This is a genomic window from Heyndrickxia acidicola (genome assembly GCF_001636425.1).
GTDB classification, from domain to species: domain Bacteria; phylum Bacillota; class Bacilli; order Bacillales; family Bacillaceae_C; genus Bacillus_AE; species Bacillus_AE acidicola.
In genome coordinates, this window is record NZ_KV440953.1 from 2,318,023 (window position 1) to 2,334,352 (window position 16,330).

Annotated in this window: 17 protein-coding genes; 5 read left to right on the forward strand and 12 right to left on the reverse strand. The window is 38.0% G+C overall.

From position 1 onward, the window contains the following. Nucleotides 1-24: 24 nt before the first annotated feature. Nucleotides 25-540 (forward strand): tryptophan transporter, encoded by a 516-nt coding sequence (locus A5N88_RS10855; protein WP_066265783.1) that lies wholly within the window; start codon nucleotides 25-27, stop codon nucleotides 538-540. Between the two features lie 146 nt (nucleotides 541-686). Here the strand turns inward: A5N88_RS10855 and yhzF are convergent, their stop codons facing one another. Beyond that, nucleotides 687-908, reverse strand: a complete 222-nt coding sequence (gene yhzF, locus A5N88_RS26570; RefSeq protein WP_496197089.1) for a membrane protein YhzF — start codon at nucleotides 906-908, stop codon at nucleotides 687-689. 140 nt (nucleotides 909-1,048) lie between these two features. Between yhzF and A5N88_RS10865 the strand changes: the two genes are divergently transcribed. Next, nucleotides 1,049-1,423, forward strand: a complete 375-nt coding sequence (locus A5N88_RS10865) for a YtxH domain-containing protein (RefSeq protein ID WP_066265786.1) — start codon at nucleotides 1,049-1,051, stop codon at nucleotides 1,421-1,423. A gap of 278 nt (nucleotides 1,424-1,701) precedes the next feature. Continuing rightward, nucleotides 1,702-2,283 carry an HTH-type transcriptional regulator Hpr gene (locus A5N88_RS10870; RefSeq protein ID WP_066265788.1) on the forward strand — a complete coding sequence of 194 codons (582 nt, stop codon included), beginning with the start codon at nucleotides 1,702-1,704 and terminating at the stop codon, nucleotides 2,281-2,283. On the opposite strand, the gene A5N88_RS10875 is transcribed toward A5N88_RS10870, so the two are convergent. Together A5N88_RS10875 and A5N88_RS26120 are read right to left on the reverse strand one after the other, a co-directional pair. Next, nucleotides 2,280-2,630 (reverse strand): DUF1878 family protein, encoded by a 351-nt coding sequence (locus A5N88_RS10875; protein WP_083953116.1) that lies wholly within the window; start codon nucleotides 2,628-2,630, stop codon nucleotides 2,280-2,282. The genes A5N88_RS10870 and A5N88_RS10875 overlap by 4 nt on opposite strands. Nucleotides 2,631-2,661: 31 nt before the next feature. After that, nucleotides 2,662-2,793 (reverse strand): hypothetical protein, encoded by a 132-nt coding sequence (locus A5N88_RS26120; protein WP_260525553.1) that lies wholly within the window; start codon nucleotides 2,791-2,793, stop codon nucleotides 2,662-2,664. A 471-nt stretch (nucleotides 2,794-3,264) separates the two neighbouring features. On the opposite strand from A5N88_RS26120, the gene A5N88_RS25835 reads away from it, so the two are divergent. Then, nucleotides 3,265-3,444 carry a hypothetical protein gene (locus A5N88_RS25835; protein ID WP_066265790.1) on the forward strand — a complete coding sequence of 60 codons (180 nt, stop codon included), beginning with the start codon at nucleotides 3,265-3,267 and terminating at the stop codon, nucleotides 3,442-3,444. A 263-nt stretch (nucleotides 3,445-3,707) separates the two neighbouring features. Here A5N88_RS25835 and A5N88_RS24325 read toward each other — a convergent pair whose 3' ends face one another. Continuing rightward, nucleotides 3,708-3,794 (reverse strand): YjcZ family sporulation protein, encoded by an 87-nt coding sequence (locus A5N88_RS24325; protein WP_083953117.1) that lies wholly within the window; start codon nucleotides 3,792-3,794, stop codon nucleotides 3,708-3,710. A gap of 463 nt (nucleotides 3,795-4,257) precedes the next feature. On the opposite strand from A5N88_RS24325, the gene A5N88_RS10885 reads away from it, so the two are divergent. After that, the gene (locus A5N88_RS10885) at nucleotides 4,258-5,151 is read left to right on the forward strand and encodes a peptidylprolyl isomerase (RefSeq protein WP_066265793.1); all 894 of its coding nucleotides are present in this window, start codon (nucleotides 4,258-4,260) and stop codon (nucleotides 5,149-5,151) included. Nucleotides 5,152-5,300: 149 nt separating this feature from the next. On the opposite strand, the gene A5N88_RS10890 is transcribed toward A5N88_RS10885, so the two are convergent. The 8 genes from A5N88_RS10890 to A5N88_RS10925 all read right to left on the reverse strand — a co-directional run bounded on the left by A5N88_RS10890 (nucleotide 5,301) and on the right by A5N88_RS10925 (nucleotide 16,327). After that, nucleotides 5,301-5,486 carry a sporulation YhaL family protein gene (locus tag A5N88_RS10890; protein ID WP_066265796.1) on the reverse strand — a complete coding sequence of 62 codons (186 nt, stop codon included), beginning with the start codon at nucleotides 5,484-5,486 and terminating at the stop codon, nucleotides 5,301-5,303. Nucleotides 5,487-5,576: 90 nt separating this feature from the next. Then, nucleotides 5,577-6,521 carry a 3'-5' exoribonuclease YhaM gene (yhaM, locus tag A5N88_RS10895; protein ID WP_066265799.1) on the reverse strand — a complete coding sequence of 315 codons (945 nt, stop codon included), beginning with the start codon at nucleotides 6,519-6,521 and terminating at the stop codon, nucleotides 5,577-5,579. A gap of 400 nt (nucleotides 6,522-6,921) precedes the next feature. Continuing rightward, complete coding sequence (locus A5N88_RS10900) at nucleotides 6,922-9,888, reverse strand: ATP-binding protein (RefSeq protein WP_066265804.1); 2,967 nt, start codon at nucleotides 9,886-9,888, stop codon at nucleotides 6,922-6,924. A 56-nt stretch (nucleotides 9,889-9,944) separates the two neighbouring features. After that, nucleotides 9,945-11,171: a metallophosphoesterase family protein gene (locus tag A5N88_RS10905; protein ID WP_066265806.1), complete on the reverse strand. Its 1,227-nt coding sequence runs from the start codon at nucleotides 11,169-11,171 to the stop codon at nucleotides 9,945-9,947. Nucleotides 11,172-11,348: 177 nt separating this feature from the next. Next, nucleotides 11,349-12,392 (reverse strand): TIGR03943 family putative permease subunit, encoded by a 1,044-nt coding sequence (locus A5N88_RS10910; protein WP_198160348.1) that lies wholly within the window; start codon nucleotides 12,390-12,392, stop codon nucleotides 11,349-11,351. A 119-nt stretch (nucleotides 12,393-12,511) separates the two neighbouring features. After that, on the reverse strand, nucleotides 12,512-13,435 hold the full coding sequence (locus A5N88_RS10915) for a permease (protein WP_232317569.1): 924 nt from the start codon (nucleotides 13,433-13,435) through the stop codon (nucleotides 12,512-12,514). A 752-nt stretch (nucleotides 13,436-14,187) separates the two neighbouring features. Beyond that, nucleotides 14,188-15,435: an ABC transporter permease gene (locus tag A5N88_RS10920; RefSeq protein ID WP_066265810.1), complete on the reverse strand. Its 1,248-nt coding sequence runs from the start codon at nucleotides 15,433-15,435 to the stop codon at nucleotides 14,188-14,190. After that, the gene (locus A5N88_RS10925) at nucleotides 15,428-16,327 is read right to left on the reverse strand and encodes an ABC transporter ATP-binding protein (protein WP_066265812.1); all 900 of its coding nucleotides are present in this window, start codon (nucleotides 16,325-16,327) and stop codon (nucleotides 15,428-15,430) included. Before A5N88_RS10925 ends, A5N88_RS10920 begins: the two co-directional genes overlap by 8 nt. Nucleotides 16,328-16,330: the final 3 nt, after the last annotated feature.

Consider the following 16,330-nt stretch of genomic DNA (forward strand, 5'->3'; position numbering starts at 1 on the left):
AGAAGAGAAGAGGAGAGATTAAAAATGAATACAAAAACACTGGTTGGGATGGCTTTACTGGTTGGCATAGGTACTGTGCTTCACGTGATTGTGCCCCCGATATTTTATAGCATTAAGCCTGATATGATGCTAACAATGCTCTTTTTGGGAATTATCTTTTTTACAGATAAGAAAAATGTGTTTCTGCTTGGCGCTGTAGCCGGCATTATTTCCGGTCTTACAACCAGCTTCCCGGGAGGCTTAGTGCCAAATATTATTGATAAATTGATTACAGCTTTTGTTTTTTACGGATTGTACTTAGCAATTGCTCCCCGTTCAACATCAGTAATAAAAATCGCTTTGCTGACTGCAGTAGGCACCCTTGTATCAGGATCAGCATTCTTGGGTTCTGCGTATTACATCGTAGGTTTGCCAGGTCCATTTGTTACATTGTTTGCTACGGTTGTGCTGCCTGCAACAGTTATAAATGCTGTTACCATGTTCATCATTTATCCAATCGTCTCGTCAATATTTAAACGAACAAGTCTTGCACAAAACTAGTGACAGAGACTACATGAGTTAAATAATGTTTTAATAGCTTCATATTTTTATCCTTAAATAAAGACGCGTAAAGACCTTTCTTAGTCTGACGCGTCTTTTTATATTTCATTTCAACATGTAGATTTATTTACTTCCCATGGAAATATCTAAAAAAGCAGCACAAGAATAATGGCGAGTCCTAAACAAATTGCACTTCCGCTCCCAAAAAGGGTAAGTCTCTGCTTTAAAACATTTTTTGAAGGATATATTCCTGGACGCTGGAATGCAAGAACACTTTTTAAAAAACCCAACAGGAAAAAAAAACTTAATAAAAACATTAAAACGATAATACTGCCCATACCTCTCTCCTCCTCACGCCACTTTTTCATCCTCGAACAACAATCCTTGTTTTAAAAACTATGCCTGAAAAAGTGTTGACATGATTAAATGGGGTAAAAGTATCCGGAAGGAATTTGAAACATTTTGTAGAAGAATTAAATAGAGAAACTTAGCTATCGAGGTGAAAAACATGAATAAAAGGCAATTTACATATGGAATCTTGATTGGAGGTACTGTAGGAGCACTTACAACCCTTCTGACTACTCCCATTTCCGGTAAGCATTTGCGTAAACAGGCTAAAGCCACTACACAGGAATGGGTACAGATGACGAAGGATATCTCGGAAAATCTAAAAGATTTAAAGAAGTCTATTACTGCTTTAACGGAAGAAGGTAAAGTAATCGTTAAAGATCTGCTTTCAGACATTAAAGTAAATCTAAACGATTGGCAAGAATCCATAGAACCCAATAAACAACACTTACACAGGGATATCTCAGAGATTCAATCCACCATTGAAGAACTAGAGCAAAAGCTTCAGGAAAATGAAATAATAAAAGAGGAATAGTTTTAAAAGATAATATCAAGAATCTTTTCAGGTCTGACAATCATTTTTCATATACTCTTTGTCAGACCTTATTTAAAGATAATTAAGTAAAAAGCAAGGTTGCCTTTTCCCTTCCATTTTCGAAATCAAATTGTAAGCCCATTCAACCTTTACAATTAAACAATTCCATAAGCAGATTATTTCCTGACAATACGTTCTAAAAATTTTGTTAATTTTTATCTTTATTAATCTTTATTTTATTGGCATAATAATAAAAAAGAGAAAAAGAAGGTGAAAGAATGAAAGAAGGACAAGCCACGCTCATAGAAGCACTGCTTTTCAGCCAAAGAATGGCACAGCTTGGAAAGGCTTTATGGAAAACAATTGAAAAAGATTGGCAGCAATGGATTAAGCCTTATGACCTAAATATAAACGAGCATCACATTTTATGGATTTCTTATCATTTAAAAGGGGCGTCTATATCAGACGTTGCAAAATTCGGAGTCATGCATGTATCTACTGCATTTAATTTCTCAAAAAAATTAGAAGAACGGGGATTGCTAGAGTTCTCAAAAAGAGAGAACGATAAACGCAACACCTATATTCAGCTTACGGAAAAAGGTGAAAACATTTTACTCGAATCCATAGAAAAATTTAATCCTGAAGACAATTCCGTGTTCCAAGGGGCACTTCCACTTCGTAAGATTTATGGGAAATTCCCTGATATCATTGAATTGATGGCTATTGTCCGAAATATATACGGAGAGGATTTTATGGAAATATTTGAAAGGTCATTCCATAATATTGGGTCAGAATTTTTCGAAGATGAGGGAAAAATTAAAAAGATAGGTTATAAGAATGAAGACTTTGCCAAGAGCTAGAGATTTTTCTCCAAAACCTCCATGAGCTCCGGATAAAGCTTCTGTTTCAGGCAGGCAATAATGGTTTCTTTTGCGTCTAATTTCGGATTCAGCTCTTCAATAAATTTTTTAAAAAGCGGGAAGAAAAAGACGAATTTATCCGCTTTTTGTTCTTTGTATTCTTTGCTCAGTGTTTCACAAAGTTTATAAAAGTCTTGAACTTCCATTTCAGATAGCTTCTCTTCAATTACTAGGGTAAAAAATTCATTCCCTTCTTTTTTTACCATCTTCATTAAAAGTCTTTGGTGAAACTTAAGACTGGCTATTTTTTGCTCAAGCAATTCTGTTGTGTTTCCCCTTACTTCCACTATGTATATTCCCCTTTGGCTTTTTCTTTTTTTACCGGACCGTGTTCATCATGCCTGTGGATTTCCACTCCAAGTGCCTGCTTGTCACCTCAATGATAATTGAGGCAAAGTCAATATAAAACTTCTCCGGTGCCTTTTCATAAGTATCATTCGTCTTTAACATATCAAATTCCTTTATAGAAAAGGCAATCTTTTATATTAAAACTCTCCTCATTTTGTCTTTTGATTTCCACTTCAGACTTTCGCTTTTTAGCGCGAGGTTCATGTGAGCCTTTAGCGCTTTTCCCACAAGAGTCTCGCGTATTCTACGCTCTAGTCTAATTAGCATCCACATCAACATTGAGCTGTGTCAAAGTCTATATTTGAAAATAACATACTTATCAAAAGCTGTTAAATTGTGAGAATTTCACTATAGTATGATTATACGCCCTTTAGCAAGGAAAGTGCACTACTTCTTATTATTTGTCAGCCTTCCATCATATTTCGCAGATTAGGCCGTTTGTCATTCATCTATTCATTATTTTCCTAGTAAGCGCATGCATTGATCATCTTCAAATGAGGAATAAGTCTATCTTTTTGGACTATTTTTATGTTATCTTTATAGATATAGGAGATAATAGGAGGGGTTTTTAGTATGGTCTCCGCTTTCATACTTTTTGCAGTCATAATTGTTTACCTTATAAATAAAATGACAAATTCACTATGCGTTCAAAAGGAAATACCAGAAGAGAGACAGCCTCAAATATTCAGGATGATCAATATTCTCATAACAATTCTTTTGGTTTCATCTTATGTAGGAATCCTTTTTACATAACGGGATTCATAATTCCCTCTTAATGGAGGGCTTGTTATTATTTGTATCATTTATAATAGGCTTTGTTTAAACAATTGGTTGATTTTCGTTCTTGCTGAAATGCGAGCTAAAAAAGAGCAGCTATCAACACAATAATTAAACAGATTCTAATAATAAAATGTCGGGTTCTGGTGAACCCGACATTTTTTTTATAGAATCAGTTAAAGCTGACTGTTAAATTTCCACATCAATTTATTATGACTTGAAATACTTAAACGGGGGTTTTAACAGATCCAAGCTGCCCCGATAATGATTAATAAAATGAACAATACCACCAGCAATGCAAATCCTCCACCGTATGCTCCACCCATCTGCACACACCTCCTGAATAGATTATTTTCCACTTTTTTAGGCATTCACATCCATTTTCTGCTTTCTGGCTAATAAGGAAAATCAACTGCGAAAAAACCAAATTATAAGCAGCTAACCCTTGTTTTGAATGCCTTTTTATTTTCTATAATGTATCTTATGTAGCATTAAGCAAATTGCCTAAAGAAAATGCCTATTTTTTCATTCATTATTTTTTAAGATTCGTTTCGTATTATCTGTTGTTGAATAGCTGTGCATAATCTTATGGTTTCTAGTCAAGATATGAAAAACAGCATAAAGGCGTTGGCTTGTCTTCTTGATGATCATCTGGAATTTCCCCTTTAACCAGCTAGGAAGAATTCCATTAGAATTCCAATATACTATTTCTCTTCTGTTTAGGTTTATGGTATAGTAGGGTTTGTAGATTTTTCTGGAAGAAATAATTAATAGGGAGTTGTTTTAAACATGAAGAAATGGGTATTATCCCTTTCACTTGCAGCAAGTATGATTGGACTGGCAGCCTGTGGAAATAGTGCAGCTGACAATTCAGCTGTTGTCAAAACTTCTGCTGGCAACATTACTAAAGACGAACTATACACTGCTATGAAAGATAAATACGGTCAGCAAGTTCTTCAGCAGTTAGTTTATGAAAAAGTTTTGTCTAAAAAGTATTCTGTTTCTAAAAGCGAAATAGATAAGCAAGTAAATCAAGCTAAACAGCAATTGGGGGACCAATTTGACCAGGCCCTTGCTCAATACGGATACAAGGACGAAAATGATTTCCGTAATAGCATTAAGCTAAGCCTTCTTCAGGAAAAAGCAGCTACACAAAACATAAAAGTAACAGACAAAGAACTTAAAGATTATTACAACAACATTAAGCCGGAAATTAGAGCAAGCCACATTCTGGTTAGTGATGAAAAAACAGCTGAAAGCATTAAAGCTCAGCTTGATAAGGGAGCAGATTTTGCTACTTTAGCCAAGAAATATTCTCAAGATACCGGTTCTAAAAATCAGGGCGGCGATGTAGGCTGGTTTGGAACTGGAAAAATGGACCCTGCCTTTGAAGCAGCAGCTTATAAGCTGAAGGTTGGACAAATCAGTAATCCTGTGAAGTCTCAGTATGGCTGGCACATTATTAAACTGACAGGCGAAAAAACCAAAGAGCCATTTAACAAAATGAAGGATGAAATTACTCAGGAAGTAAAAGATTCCAAAGTGACTCAAACGGATATTCAAAATGCCATGAAGAATGAATTAAAAGATGCTGGTGTTAAAATTGAGGATAAAGATTTAAAGAGCACCTTTGACTCTCTATCCCAGCCAGCTCCTACTTCTACTCCAGGTTCAGGACAATAAATCAAAAAAGAACAAGGCTATCCGGCCTTGTTCTTTCTTTTAGGATTTTAAGGACTCTGTTGTTTTCAACGAACTGAAAAACGAGCAATTATTAATCTAGAAATTTAACGGGGCCTCATAAATATAGGTGCAGACCTTCGACTTGTAAATCATCCTGCTTCTGTTACTTGTTTACGGCGTTCCTTCTCTTCCTCGAGCCGGTTCATGTAAACTTCTCCTTCTTTCTCAATCCATTCCATTTCATGATCCCTATCTTCCTTCGATGTCTTTATGGCCATAAATGCACTAATAAGGACACCTGCAACAACAAAATATATCCAGATTGGCAAATCCATCTTCGGTCTCCCCCTTTTCCCAGTTTGTCCTATTGCTACATTGTATGCTTCTTACAAAAAAAAATACCTCTATTATAGAGGTATTCATCTTTATTGATGGAAAGTAGGTTTGTAAAATGACCGGTTGTCGAGAGCAAACACTCTTTCTGTAAACTCTCCTGGTTTTACATGGCGCAAAGCGCGGTCCATCATATTCATTTTTGCATCCAGATTATCAATATAATGAAGAATTTCCGCTTCTTTAATCATTGGAGGCTTTGCGCTTCCCCATTCCATTTTACCATGGTGGCTTAGAACGAGGTGCTGCAGGACAACGACTTCTTCCCCTTTAATGCCAAGCTCTTCTGCTGCTTTTCCAATTTCATTTACCATGATGGTAATATGTCCAAGAAGGTTTCCTTCTGTTGTATAAGCGGTAGATATAGGCCCTGAGAGCTCAGTCACTTTTCCAAGGTCATGAAGGATTACTCCTGAATAAAGGAGGTCTCGGTCTAAAGAAGGATATAATCCGGAAATAACTTTTGCCAAGTCAAGCATGGATATAACGTGATAGGCTAATCCCGATACAAATTCATGATGGTTTTTGGTAGCTGCAGGATATACCAGAAATTCTTGACTATATTTTTTTAACAGATGCCTGGTAATTCTTTGAATATTAGGGTTCTTCATATCAAAAATATATTGTGTAATTTTCCCCATCATTTCGTCCTGGCTTACTGGTGCTGTTTCAAGAAAATCAGATATCTTCATTCCATCCTGCGGCGATGCTGGCCTCAGCTGCCGGATTTTCAATTGCAAACGGCCGCGGTAATTATGCAGTTCACCGGATACCTTTACGATTGTCTCTGCCTTATAGTTTTGTTCATCCTGATCAGAAACATCCCATAGTTTTGCTTCTATATCTCCAGTCCTATCCTGTAATATCAGAGTTAAAAAAGGTTTGCCATTGCTTGCAATTCCCTTTGTACTGTTTTTCACCAATAAGAAAAGCTCTGCTTGTTCTCCTACTTCATGTTCTAATAGTCCTTTTGACATTAAGATTCCCCCGAATTCTTCTCAAGATTCTTGTTATCATGATTCTCGATCTATTCAATAATTTGAGTATATCACATATGTTTTTCTTGTTGGCAATTGAAAATATAACCACTGCAGCACGAAAAGAAAAGCGCAGGCGCCTTGCTCATCGGCGTAAGGATTACGCTGTCTCCGACTGAGATAAAGGAAACACAGTGAGGTCACGAGCTGATGTTGACTTATCGCAGGGAGAAGACGTAGAAATCCTCTAGCCGATAGGCGTTGGAGCTGGACAATGAAAAGCGCAGGCGCCTTGCTCATCGGCGTAAGGATTTCACAGTCTCCTACTGATACAAAGAATACACAGCGAGGCCGCGAGCATATTTTATATATATTTTATATTTATCCTCTGAAAAATGGTTTATCTAGCGATTTGCATCGTTTCTGAAATATTAATCACCCCAGTTTTTGAGAATAATTTTAAAAGGTGTTCATGACAGGTAAAAAAGAGGATTTGTACCGATTCGCTCATTTCCTCTAAAAGCTGAATTACCTGTAATGTCCTTTCTTTATCAAAGTTTACAAAGCTATCATCAATAATAATGGGAAGAGGGCAGTCATCTTTTAAGATTTGAATCAAAGCAAAACGCAGGGCTACGTACAATTGCTCCGCCGTTGCCTGGCTTAGCTCTCCTGGCTCAAATAAGACATGGTCAGTTCTTTCAATAAGAATGCTGCCATCCTTTTGAAGAATGATATGATCATAGTTCGCTCCAGTCAGAATCTGCAGATATTTTTCTGCTGCTTGAATCACCTTTGGAAAACGTTCTTCCTTTAATCTGCTGAGCGTTTGAGAAAGGATTTTCTTTGATAGAGCGAGTCTGCCCCATTCCTTTGCCTTCTCGTTGAATTCCGATTTAAGCTGGTAGAATTCATGGAGTTTATCGGTAAAGGTTCCCCCTTCCTCCATACGGTCGATCTCATAAGCCAACCTTGCCAATTCTGTTTGAGCCTCTTCCGTATTTTTCGTTGTTTTCTTAAGGCTTTGCTCTAATAGAACATGCTCTTCTTCTAAATTTTGCAATGAACCGGCTTCCACCAATAGCTGAATATCTTCTTTTTTCAGTTTGTCCTTTATGATTGAAAGATGCTCCCGCAGTTTTGCCGCTTGAATGACCCGTTGTCCCTTTTCTCTGTAGCCTTCTATATCCTTTTCCTCGGCAGAACGCAACAATTCCTGGATGGACTGGACATTCGCATCATACTCTGATTGCCATTTTGTTTTCTGGATAGAAAGATCATTGCATAAGGAATTTAGCTCCCTATAATTTACTTGCTTTTCCTTCTCTATCTTTATAAGTGTTTTCAGCTGAATAACGCCCTCTTCAGTTGGCTGCAGGTCGGCCTTAATGGTTGACATAACCTCCACAAATTTCGTTTCCCACTCTTTTATTTTTCTTTTAAGATGGTCAATTTTTTTGAGAATCTCATCTTCTTTTCTCACCATTTGAATTAGTTTTTCCAAAAGATTGAAAGCGTCCATTAGCTGCTCTGAAGAAAAATCGCTCTTTAAGAAAAGACTCTGCTTGATTCCCATAAGAAGACGGTCATTTTCCTCTTGTTTTTGCATTAATTGCTTCCAGTTTTCTTTTATTTCTGTATACTTATTCTGCTGTTTTTCTAACTGAAGAATTCTTTCCTTCCATTCTTCCCTAAGCCTTATTTGAGCTGCATATTCTTCGGTACCAGCTGTATCTTGAATAGTTGAAAGCTTTGCTTTCAGCGCCCGTTCTTTGTCCTTCAGCACTTTAATGTCTTTGCTAGTGTTTCCATTATCGCTCTTCTTTTTAAGGACTATAAGATACAGGAAGGAGATGAATACGCCTGCCAAAGAACCTCCTGCAAGTAACATTTGCCTGGTCATAATCCCCGTTCCCAAGAGAATCATAAAGAAAATACATAGGATGATATAAGGTATAGATGAATTTTTTGGACTATCCTTTTCTAATTTCATAAGAAAGCTGAGCTTGTCATGGATACGTTCGTATTCATCACTCCACATTTTGTGGTTGGAGAGATTTTGCTGCTGTTCTGCCATGCGGCGAAATTGTTCTTCCGAAAGCATTTGTGCTTCCAGTTTGTCACACAATTTTTCAATTTCAGAGAGCTCTGCTCCCTCTTTTGCCAGTCTTGCATTCAAATCGTTGCGAGAGGCATTCAAAGATACATCCTCCCTTACAGCCAGACGCAGATTCTCTTTCATACTAATTCCCAAATCTATCTTGGACAACCTGGACATCTCTTCATCTTGGAAGTGGAGTTCTTTTTTTAGCTGCTGGATTTGATCTCTGCATTTTTCTAGCTCAAATGACCACGAAACAGCGGCATCCTTCCATTGGAGGACATGCTGCCAGTTCTCACAATAGTGATCAATTTCCTCCTGATGCTCTTTTATTAAAGGGTCGGGTTTGGTATTCAATAAGGGGGCATCCAGCTCGGACAATCGCATGTTTATATTGGAAAGCTCACTCTTTGCATTCCTATATTTATCTTCGAGCTTTTCCATTCTTGATAGCCCATCAATCGGAAAAGGCTCGGTATTCCCTAATGACACTAATTTACTTTGAAACTGCTCCATCTCTTTAAATAAAGGCCATTCCTTAATCAGTGCTTCCGTTTTATTGAGTCTGTTTTGCAAATTTTTGCTTTCTGCCTGTAATGCGGAAAGCATAGCTTGAAGGTCAGCCTTTTTCGAAAGCAGCAATGAGTAATCCTGGTTCTTGGATTTTGCCGTTTTTAATTCACGGTCCTTTTCCTTTAATTCCTCCAAGAGCTGGTTCATCTCAGGTTTGCGTCCACTTGGTTTAAAAAGAAGATCGAGCTGCTTTTGCAGCTGCTGTTCTGCCTGTAACATTCTGTCTGTTCCCATAGTCCCTGCTGCAAACAGATATCTGCCCAAATCCTCTGCTTTTATTTTCCCAACATTTTGAAGCCCTTGAACATTAAAGGAAAAAATAGATTGATAAGCAGACTTATCTATTCCATTAAGAATTTGTTTTAATAATTCTTCCCCGCCTGTTTCTCCATCCTCCAATTGGACCAGAACATCTCCAGCAGCCTTGCCTCTTATCCTTTCAATTATGATATGGCCATGCGAATCCGTTTCCAGTAGAATTTTTCCTCCGTAATTTGAATGGCTCTTTGGTTCGTACCGCAAATCAGAGCTTTGCTTGGTAGGAAAACCAAAGAAAATCGCATGAATGAAAGCCATCATAGTCGATTTCCCCGCTTCATTTTTTCCGAAAATCACCTGGAGGGAGTGAATATTGACAACATTCAATTCTACTATCTTCCCATATCCATATATTTGTATTTCTTTGATCTTCAAATGTCTTTCCTCCTTTTCAATGAAATTTTCTTCATTTTTTGCACAGTTCTTTGTTTTTATGACTTGGCAATATAAAAGGAAATCAGCTCATGTGCCTCTTCAAGCAATTGTTTTTGCTCCTCTTCCGATATTTCTTCCAAATATCTGCTTGCATACCTTTGTAAATACAATTCTCCTAGAGCAGCTTCAAATGCATTGCGCTCTATCAGATGCTCTTCTGTACGTGAAATTTCTTTTAGGAAAGATGCTTCCTGGTTTTGGTGAGAGACATCATTCATTTTCCGTTCAATATCATACACCCATACAAAAGCATCTTCCTCTTCTTCTCCATCCTGCAGCACATCCAAAAGCTCGCCGTTTTTCATTTTTTGTACTGACTCTTCGTCCAGGCTCCCATCGTCATGAAGTACAATTTTCAGAAGGGTTCCCTGTTCTTTCCTCCTTACCTTTTCCACCTGCTCTCTGCATTCCAAATATAGTGCAGAGAAATCGTTGATTCCCTGTATATATATTTCTGCTGAATGCCATACAATATCTGAAGTCTCAACAAACTGAAGCGAAGCAGTTTCGTCTGTTAGGGTAACCATGGTACAGCCCTTGGGACCGGACTCTTTTCGGTTGCGCCCCTGTATATTTCCCGGATAGACAATATAAGGATCTTCATGCAGGATTTGATGCTTATGTATATGCCCAAGCGCCCAATAATCCATGCCTTTTTCAAGAAGGTCAGGAACAGTAAAAGGAGCATATGGCTGGTGATCAGTGTTTCCTCCTTCAAGCTGTCCGTGTAACAGGCCAATGTGAAAATCTGCCCCTTCTGCTTGCGGATACGTATCGATCACTTTTTCCAGGACATGTCTTGTGGGATAACTGAAACCATATAAGTTAACCTTGGTGCCGTCTTTTGCCTTGTATTCAAGCTTTTCGGCCTCAGCGGAGAAGGTGTGCACATTCTCAGGCATATGAATAGTCGTCCAGGATCCTGATAAATGATCATGGTTTCCATGCAAAACGAAGATCTCTATATTATGTTCAAGAAGTTTTTCCATTTGTTTTCTAAGTCTTGCCTGTGCTTTTATACTTCTGTCTTCCCCATCGAATAAATCACCGACCAGAAGCATAAAATCAACTCTTGTCCTTATTGCAAACTCAACCATTTTTTCCATAGAAGAAAAAGTACTTTCCTGGACTCTTTTAAAAATGCCTTTAGGCAGCTTCCTTAAACCTGCATAGGGGCTGTCCAAATGGAGGTCGGCTGCATGAATAAAACGAATTTGTTTCACTTGGACCACTCCTATTTCTCGAATATACGTTCCCTTATTATTATAAACGAACATTCTTGTTTTCTAAACATTAAACATCATGGTTTTGCAATAGAATCAGCATGGAAAAAGGGAGCTGATTCTATTCTTATTATAGAAAAATAAGAGCCGAAATGGATACGGCTCTTACCACTCAATTTAATTATATTTTCGATATACATACGGATCAGACGGCTGCTGAATTACTTTCCAGCTTGTCACCTGTAAATAAGGAATGGTTCCCTGGAATTGATGATTGTAGATGGTACTTAGTGTTCCGGTTACTTGCAGCCAGGTATTTTCCTTTTCTGCTTTCATATCTTTCGGAAAATCAACCATCATGCCGTATACTCCTGCATCTGCAATACAGTGAATGATACCAAAGCGCAGGAGATAAAGCTGATTATTACTTAAATCACCGGCACGATAGACGAATCCTTTTAGCGTAATCGTTTTATTTTCATAGTTTCCAGGATAATTATAAATACTTTCTAAGGCTCTGAAATAGTTCCCATCATTTAGCGTTACATGCTGCTTAGACCCATAGGTTTTCAGGTCTGATTGCTCCATGGATGAATACTCATCTTTTCCATAATAAAGACTGGAATTCGGGCGTAAAACCTGATGATTAGAGTATGGATCATCATCCTCTATGGCTGCAAAGTGAAAACCCTTTGCTTTTACAATCGTCGAATTTAGTGTGGCGACAGGCAAAAACAAGCCTGTAATCAACGGAATGAGAAGCAGTCCGTATACAAAAACCTTTTTGTACCAAGTGTTTTCTTCATGCGAGTGATCATGGCTATGATGACCGTTGTGACTATGTCCATGATCGTGGTGGTGGTGCTCATGATCGTGCTCGTGTGTGTGATGATGATCGTGACTGTGATGCACATCTTGAATATGAGCCTTTTGGCTGTTGTGGAATAAATCATCTTTTTCAACAGGCGGCTGTACTTTCCCCTGCTTCTTTTCCAGTTTCTTTTGCTTTTTTAACTGCTTTTTAATTTCTCTTTCCTTTTCCTTCTCGTCGCCTTCCTTTACCCATTTGACCAATTGATAGATGGATAGAAATCCCATTACAAAGATCATAGAAAAGGACAGATATGAATATTTCATATTAATATATTTACTGATATTCCCAGAAACATGCAGTTGAAGAAAAAAGTACGTAAATCCAAATAAAATGATAAAGCGTATCAGAATGTCCACCTCCAATAAACATTGAGAGTGATAATGTTGGCCTCCACTCTACTAAACGATTGGCTCTGTTAAAAAACAAGCAGTTATCAATTTCGAAATTTAATAGAGCGTCTAATCTGTTAATTAATAAAGCTTGATAAAAACAAAGAGCCTATAAATACCGAAACAAAGATTAACCCAATAAGAGCAAGGACAAATTTTCTTTTAAATACATCCAGCATCATAAACAGATTTTTTATATCAACCATTGCTCCAAAAACCAGAAAAGCAATGATAGGGCCTGTACCAAACATTCCGCTGAAAGAAGACGCAATAAAGGCATCCGCTTCGGAACAGATGGATAAAATAAAGGCTAAAAGCATCATGACTAAAATAGCGGTAGCCTTTGTGTGGCCTAAAGAAAGAAGTGTGCTTGTCTTAATGAAGGTTTGCATTGCTGATGAAATCAATGCTCCGAAGACAAGAAACTTACCTACAGAAAAGAATTCGTCAATCGCATGATTAACCATATCTTTTAGCTTCTCAGAGAATTTCATATTGGAATGGTCATGATGGGAATGATCATGTGAGTGGGTAAGTCCGCTCACTTTCTTTTCAATATATTCTCTTAATTGGTTTTCCGTAAATACATAGGAAATAATAATTGAAACGACAACTGCCACCGCAATTGCCAGGGCACTGCGGTATAACGCCATTTTCCAGCTATCACCAAAAGCAATAAACGTAGAGAATATAACTACTGGATTAATGATGGGGCCCGTCAACATAAATGCCATTGCGGAATAAAGAGGAACGTTTTTCTTTACAAGCCTTTGTGTAATGGGGACAATCCCGCATTCACAAGCAGGGAACAATGAACCGATGCCTGTCCCTATTGCTATCGATAAAAATCGGTTCTTTGGCATAATTTTTGCTATCATTTCTTCTGTAATAAACATTTGGATAAATGCTGCTATGAATACACCTAATACAATAAACGGCAGTGCTTCAATAATAATACTAATAAAAATTGTATTCATTTGTAAAAAGGATTGATTTAACAAGGTTGTTCTCTCCCTCTACTTCCATTCACTAAACATTTACATTATCTCTTAAATAGTATAGCGAAGTGTATTTCATTGATTCTGACAGATTCGTACTAGTAAGCTACGAATTAAAATAAGTCTAAAACGTCTGTGGATAAGGATACTATAAAATAGAGTTTTGGTAAATGGATGCCCTTCTCAATAATTGAAAATCCCTGTCTTTCACCCTAATTTTATACTTTTATTAAGGCTCTATTAATCTTGCCTGTTGATTTCTGTTGCAGACACTCGCTTTCCGCAGGCGGTAGGGGAGCCTCCTCGCCGCATGCTTCTGCGGAGTTCTCTCCTAACACGCTTTTCTAAGCAGGAGCCTTGCGTATCTGTTCCAATCAACATTCTTCTTTAACAGAGAGCATCATGATAATCACATTCGAACTATGGCGCATGAAAATGTGTGCTCGACATAACAATAATACAATGATTATTACCAGAGAATGTTTGTTTTTTCAAGGTAACCATCCTAAAAAAAGACTTTAAAGAACAAAGAAAAGTTCTTAAAGTCTCTTAATACTGACATGATAGCTTCCATCCTATATGCGATCCCCTATGGGTCGCCGATTAACGGCGCAATCCGCTTTTCTTTGTCCAGCTCCTTGCGCCATCGGCTCGAGGTCATAAGCCACTCCGGCCAAAAGGTTAAAGAGCAAACCTTCTGGCCGGATCGTCTTATGCTGGTCGCCGATTAACGGCGCTATCCGCTTTTCTTTGTCTCATTTGCTTTTGGATAGCTGCAGCGCTTTTTTAATATTTTTTAAATAGGTGTTTTTTCCATACATTAGGACACCGCCGCGATATATTTTTGCTCCAATTAAAGCAAAAATCAGGATAGAAACAACTAAAATCAGGATTCCTATAAGTCCTTGCCAAATTGGCAGGTCAAGCATACCCATTCTCATGAACATAATCATCGGTGTAAAAAATGGGATATAGGATGTAACAGTCACAAAACCAGCTTCAGGGTTTCCCAGTCCTGACATGGCGATAAAGAATCCGATCATAACCAAAAATGTCATAGGCAGCATTACTTGCTGTACATCTTCTATTCTGCTGACTAAAGAGCCTAAAAAAGCAGCTAATGTAGCATACAATAAGTATCCGAGCAAGAAAAAGATAATGGCATACAAAATCGTTGCCGGAGATGTATTTCCAAATCCAAACACTGAGAAAAATGATCCCTGCATAGTATTCATATTTTGCTTTAACACAAGGTAGCCGATCCCCAGCAAAACAGCCATTTGGGTCAGTCCCAGTAAAGCTATCCCTGCAATTTTTGCAAACATTTGCTGAACTGGGGCTGCGCTGGATATCAAAATTTCCATTACCCTCGTCGCTTTTTCTTTTGCTATTTCTGTACCGACCATATTGGCATAGGACAATACAGCAAAATAAATGGCAAACAGCAGGACATACACAAGCCCTCTTGCCTCTGCCAGCTGTGCTGATGTTTTTCCGTTCTTCCCGAGAGTCATCTGTTTAAAGCTTACCGGATCGCTCAGTAAAGATAACTGTTGCGGCGAGAGATTCAGTTTGGCTGCCGCAACGCCTCCCTTAACAATTTGAAGTGCCTGCTCAAGATAATTTGAAAAATCAGTATCCGTAAGTGTCGGTGCTTTATATATCGCGGAAGGCAGCCCCTCATTTAAAGATAGAACAAGATATCCGTCATATTTGCCTTTAAAGACGTCCTTTTGCAGCTGCTTTTCTGAACTATTTACCTGAACAGGCTCTATGTCCTTATTTATCTTCTTTAACTGAAGGGCATAGACCTGGAAAAGTATATGACTTTGATCAATAATGGCAATTTTTTTAACATCATTCCCCTTAAACATATCCATAATTCTGCTCATATTCCCCATTAGAGTAACACATGCAATCATGATTATGGTGGTAATGATGAAGGCTTTTGTCTTCAATTTTGTCGTATATGTGTAAGACAGAATTAAAAAGAACTTATCCATGCTGGTCCCCCACCTTTTCTATAAAGATATCATTTAAAGAGGGTTCTTCCAGCTCAAACTTACGAACGAACCCTTTTTCACATAACTTTATCAAGACTGTTTGGGCGAGTTCTTCCTTTTCTAACTGTAGTACTGCTCCCTGTGCTGTTAGTTTGCACGCTGTTATCCCCTCTAAATTCTTTAAAAAGCCCAAGTCAAAATCTGCATGGATTGAAATACTTTTTTTGCCAAAGGATTTCTTAATATCCCTCAGCCTTCCGTAAACGACCGGCCTGCCATGGTGCATAATACAAAGATTTTCACAGAGCTCTTCCACGTGCTCCATTCTATGGCTTGAAAATACAATGGTTGTACCTGAGTGTTTCAAGTCCCAAACTGCACTTTTTAAAAGTTCAACATTTACGGGATCCAATCCACTAAAAGGTTCATCTAAAATAAGCAGCCGCGGTCTATGCAAAACAGCAGCAATAAATTGAATTTTTTGTTGGTTCCCTTTGGATAATTCATCTAATTTTTTTTCGGAATACTCAGGTACATGAAACTTTTCCAGCCACTTTGACAGCTCTTTTTCAGCAGCCTGCTTCTCCATTCCGCGAAGTCTGGCCAGGTACACTAGTTGGTCCTTCACCTTCTGCTTCGGATAAAGTCCCCGCTCTTCCGGCAAATAACCGATATATGGACTTGCCGAATAATCAATTTTGCTGCCATTCCATGTAACGCTCCCTTCATTAGGCTCCAAAAGCCCAAGTATCATGCGAAAGGTGGTCGTTTTTCCTGCTCCATTGGCACCTAAAAATCCGAACATTTCATTTTCTGGTATGGTTAGCGACAGCTGATCAACAGCGGTAAAATCATTAAACCTTTTTGTTACATTCTCCAGCTTTAAAACCAAACT

Excerpts from the sequence above, each read along its gene's own strand:
- A5N88_RS10855 (WP_066265783.1), top strand. The coding sequence starts at position 25 with ATGAATACAAAAACACTGGTTGGGATGGCTTTACTGGTTGGCATAGGT.
- yhzF (WP_496197089.1), bottom strand. The coding sequence starts at position 908 with ATGAAAAAGTGGCGTGAGGAGGAGAGAGGTATGGGCAGTATTATCGTT.
- A5N88_RS10865 (WP_066265786.1), top strand. The coding sequence starts at position 1,049 with ATGAATAAAAGGCAATTTACATATGGAATCTTGATTGGAGGTACTGTA.
- A5N88_RS10870 (WP_066265788.1), top strand. The coding sequence starts at position 1,702 with ATGAAAGAAGGACAAGCCACGCTCATAGAAGCACTGCTTTTCAGCCAA.
- A5N88_RS26120 (WP_260525553.1), bottom strand. The coding sequence starts at position 2,793 with ATGTTAAAGACGAATGATACTTATGAAAAGGCACCGGAGAAGTTTTAT.
- A5N88_RS25835 (WP_066265790.1), top strand. The coding sequence starts at position 3,265 with ATGGTCTCCGCTTTCATACTTTTTGCAGTCATAATTGTTTACCTTATA.
- A5N88_RS24325 (WP_083953117.1), bottom strand. The coding sequence starts at position 3,794 with ATGGGTGGAGCATACGGTGGAGGATTTGCATTGCTGGTGGTATTGTTC.
- A5N88_RS10885 (WP_066265793.1), top strand. The coding sequence starts at position 4,258 with ATGAAGAAATGGGTATTATCCCTTTCACTTGCAGCAAGTATGATTGGA.
- A5N88_RS10890 (WP_066265796.1), bottom strand. The coding sequence starts at position 5,486 with ATGGATTTGCCAATCTGGATATATTTTGTTGTTGCAGGTGTCCTTATT.
- yhaM (WP_066265799.1), bottom strand. The coding sequence starts at position 6,521 with ATGTCAAAAGGACTATTAGAACATGAAGTAGGAGAACAAGCAGAGCTT.
- A5N88_RS10920 (WP_066265810.1), bottom strand. The coding sequence starts at position 15,435 with ATGGATAAGTTCTTTTTAATTCTGTCTTACACATATACGACAAAATTG.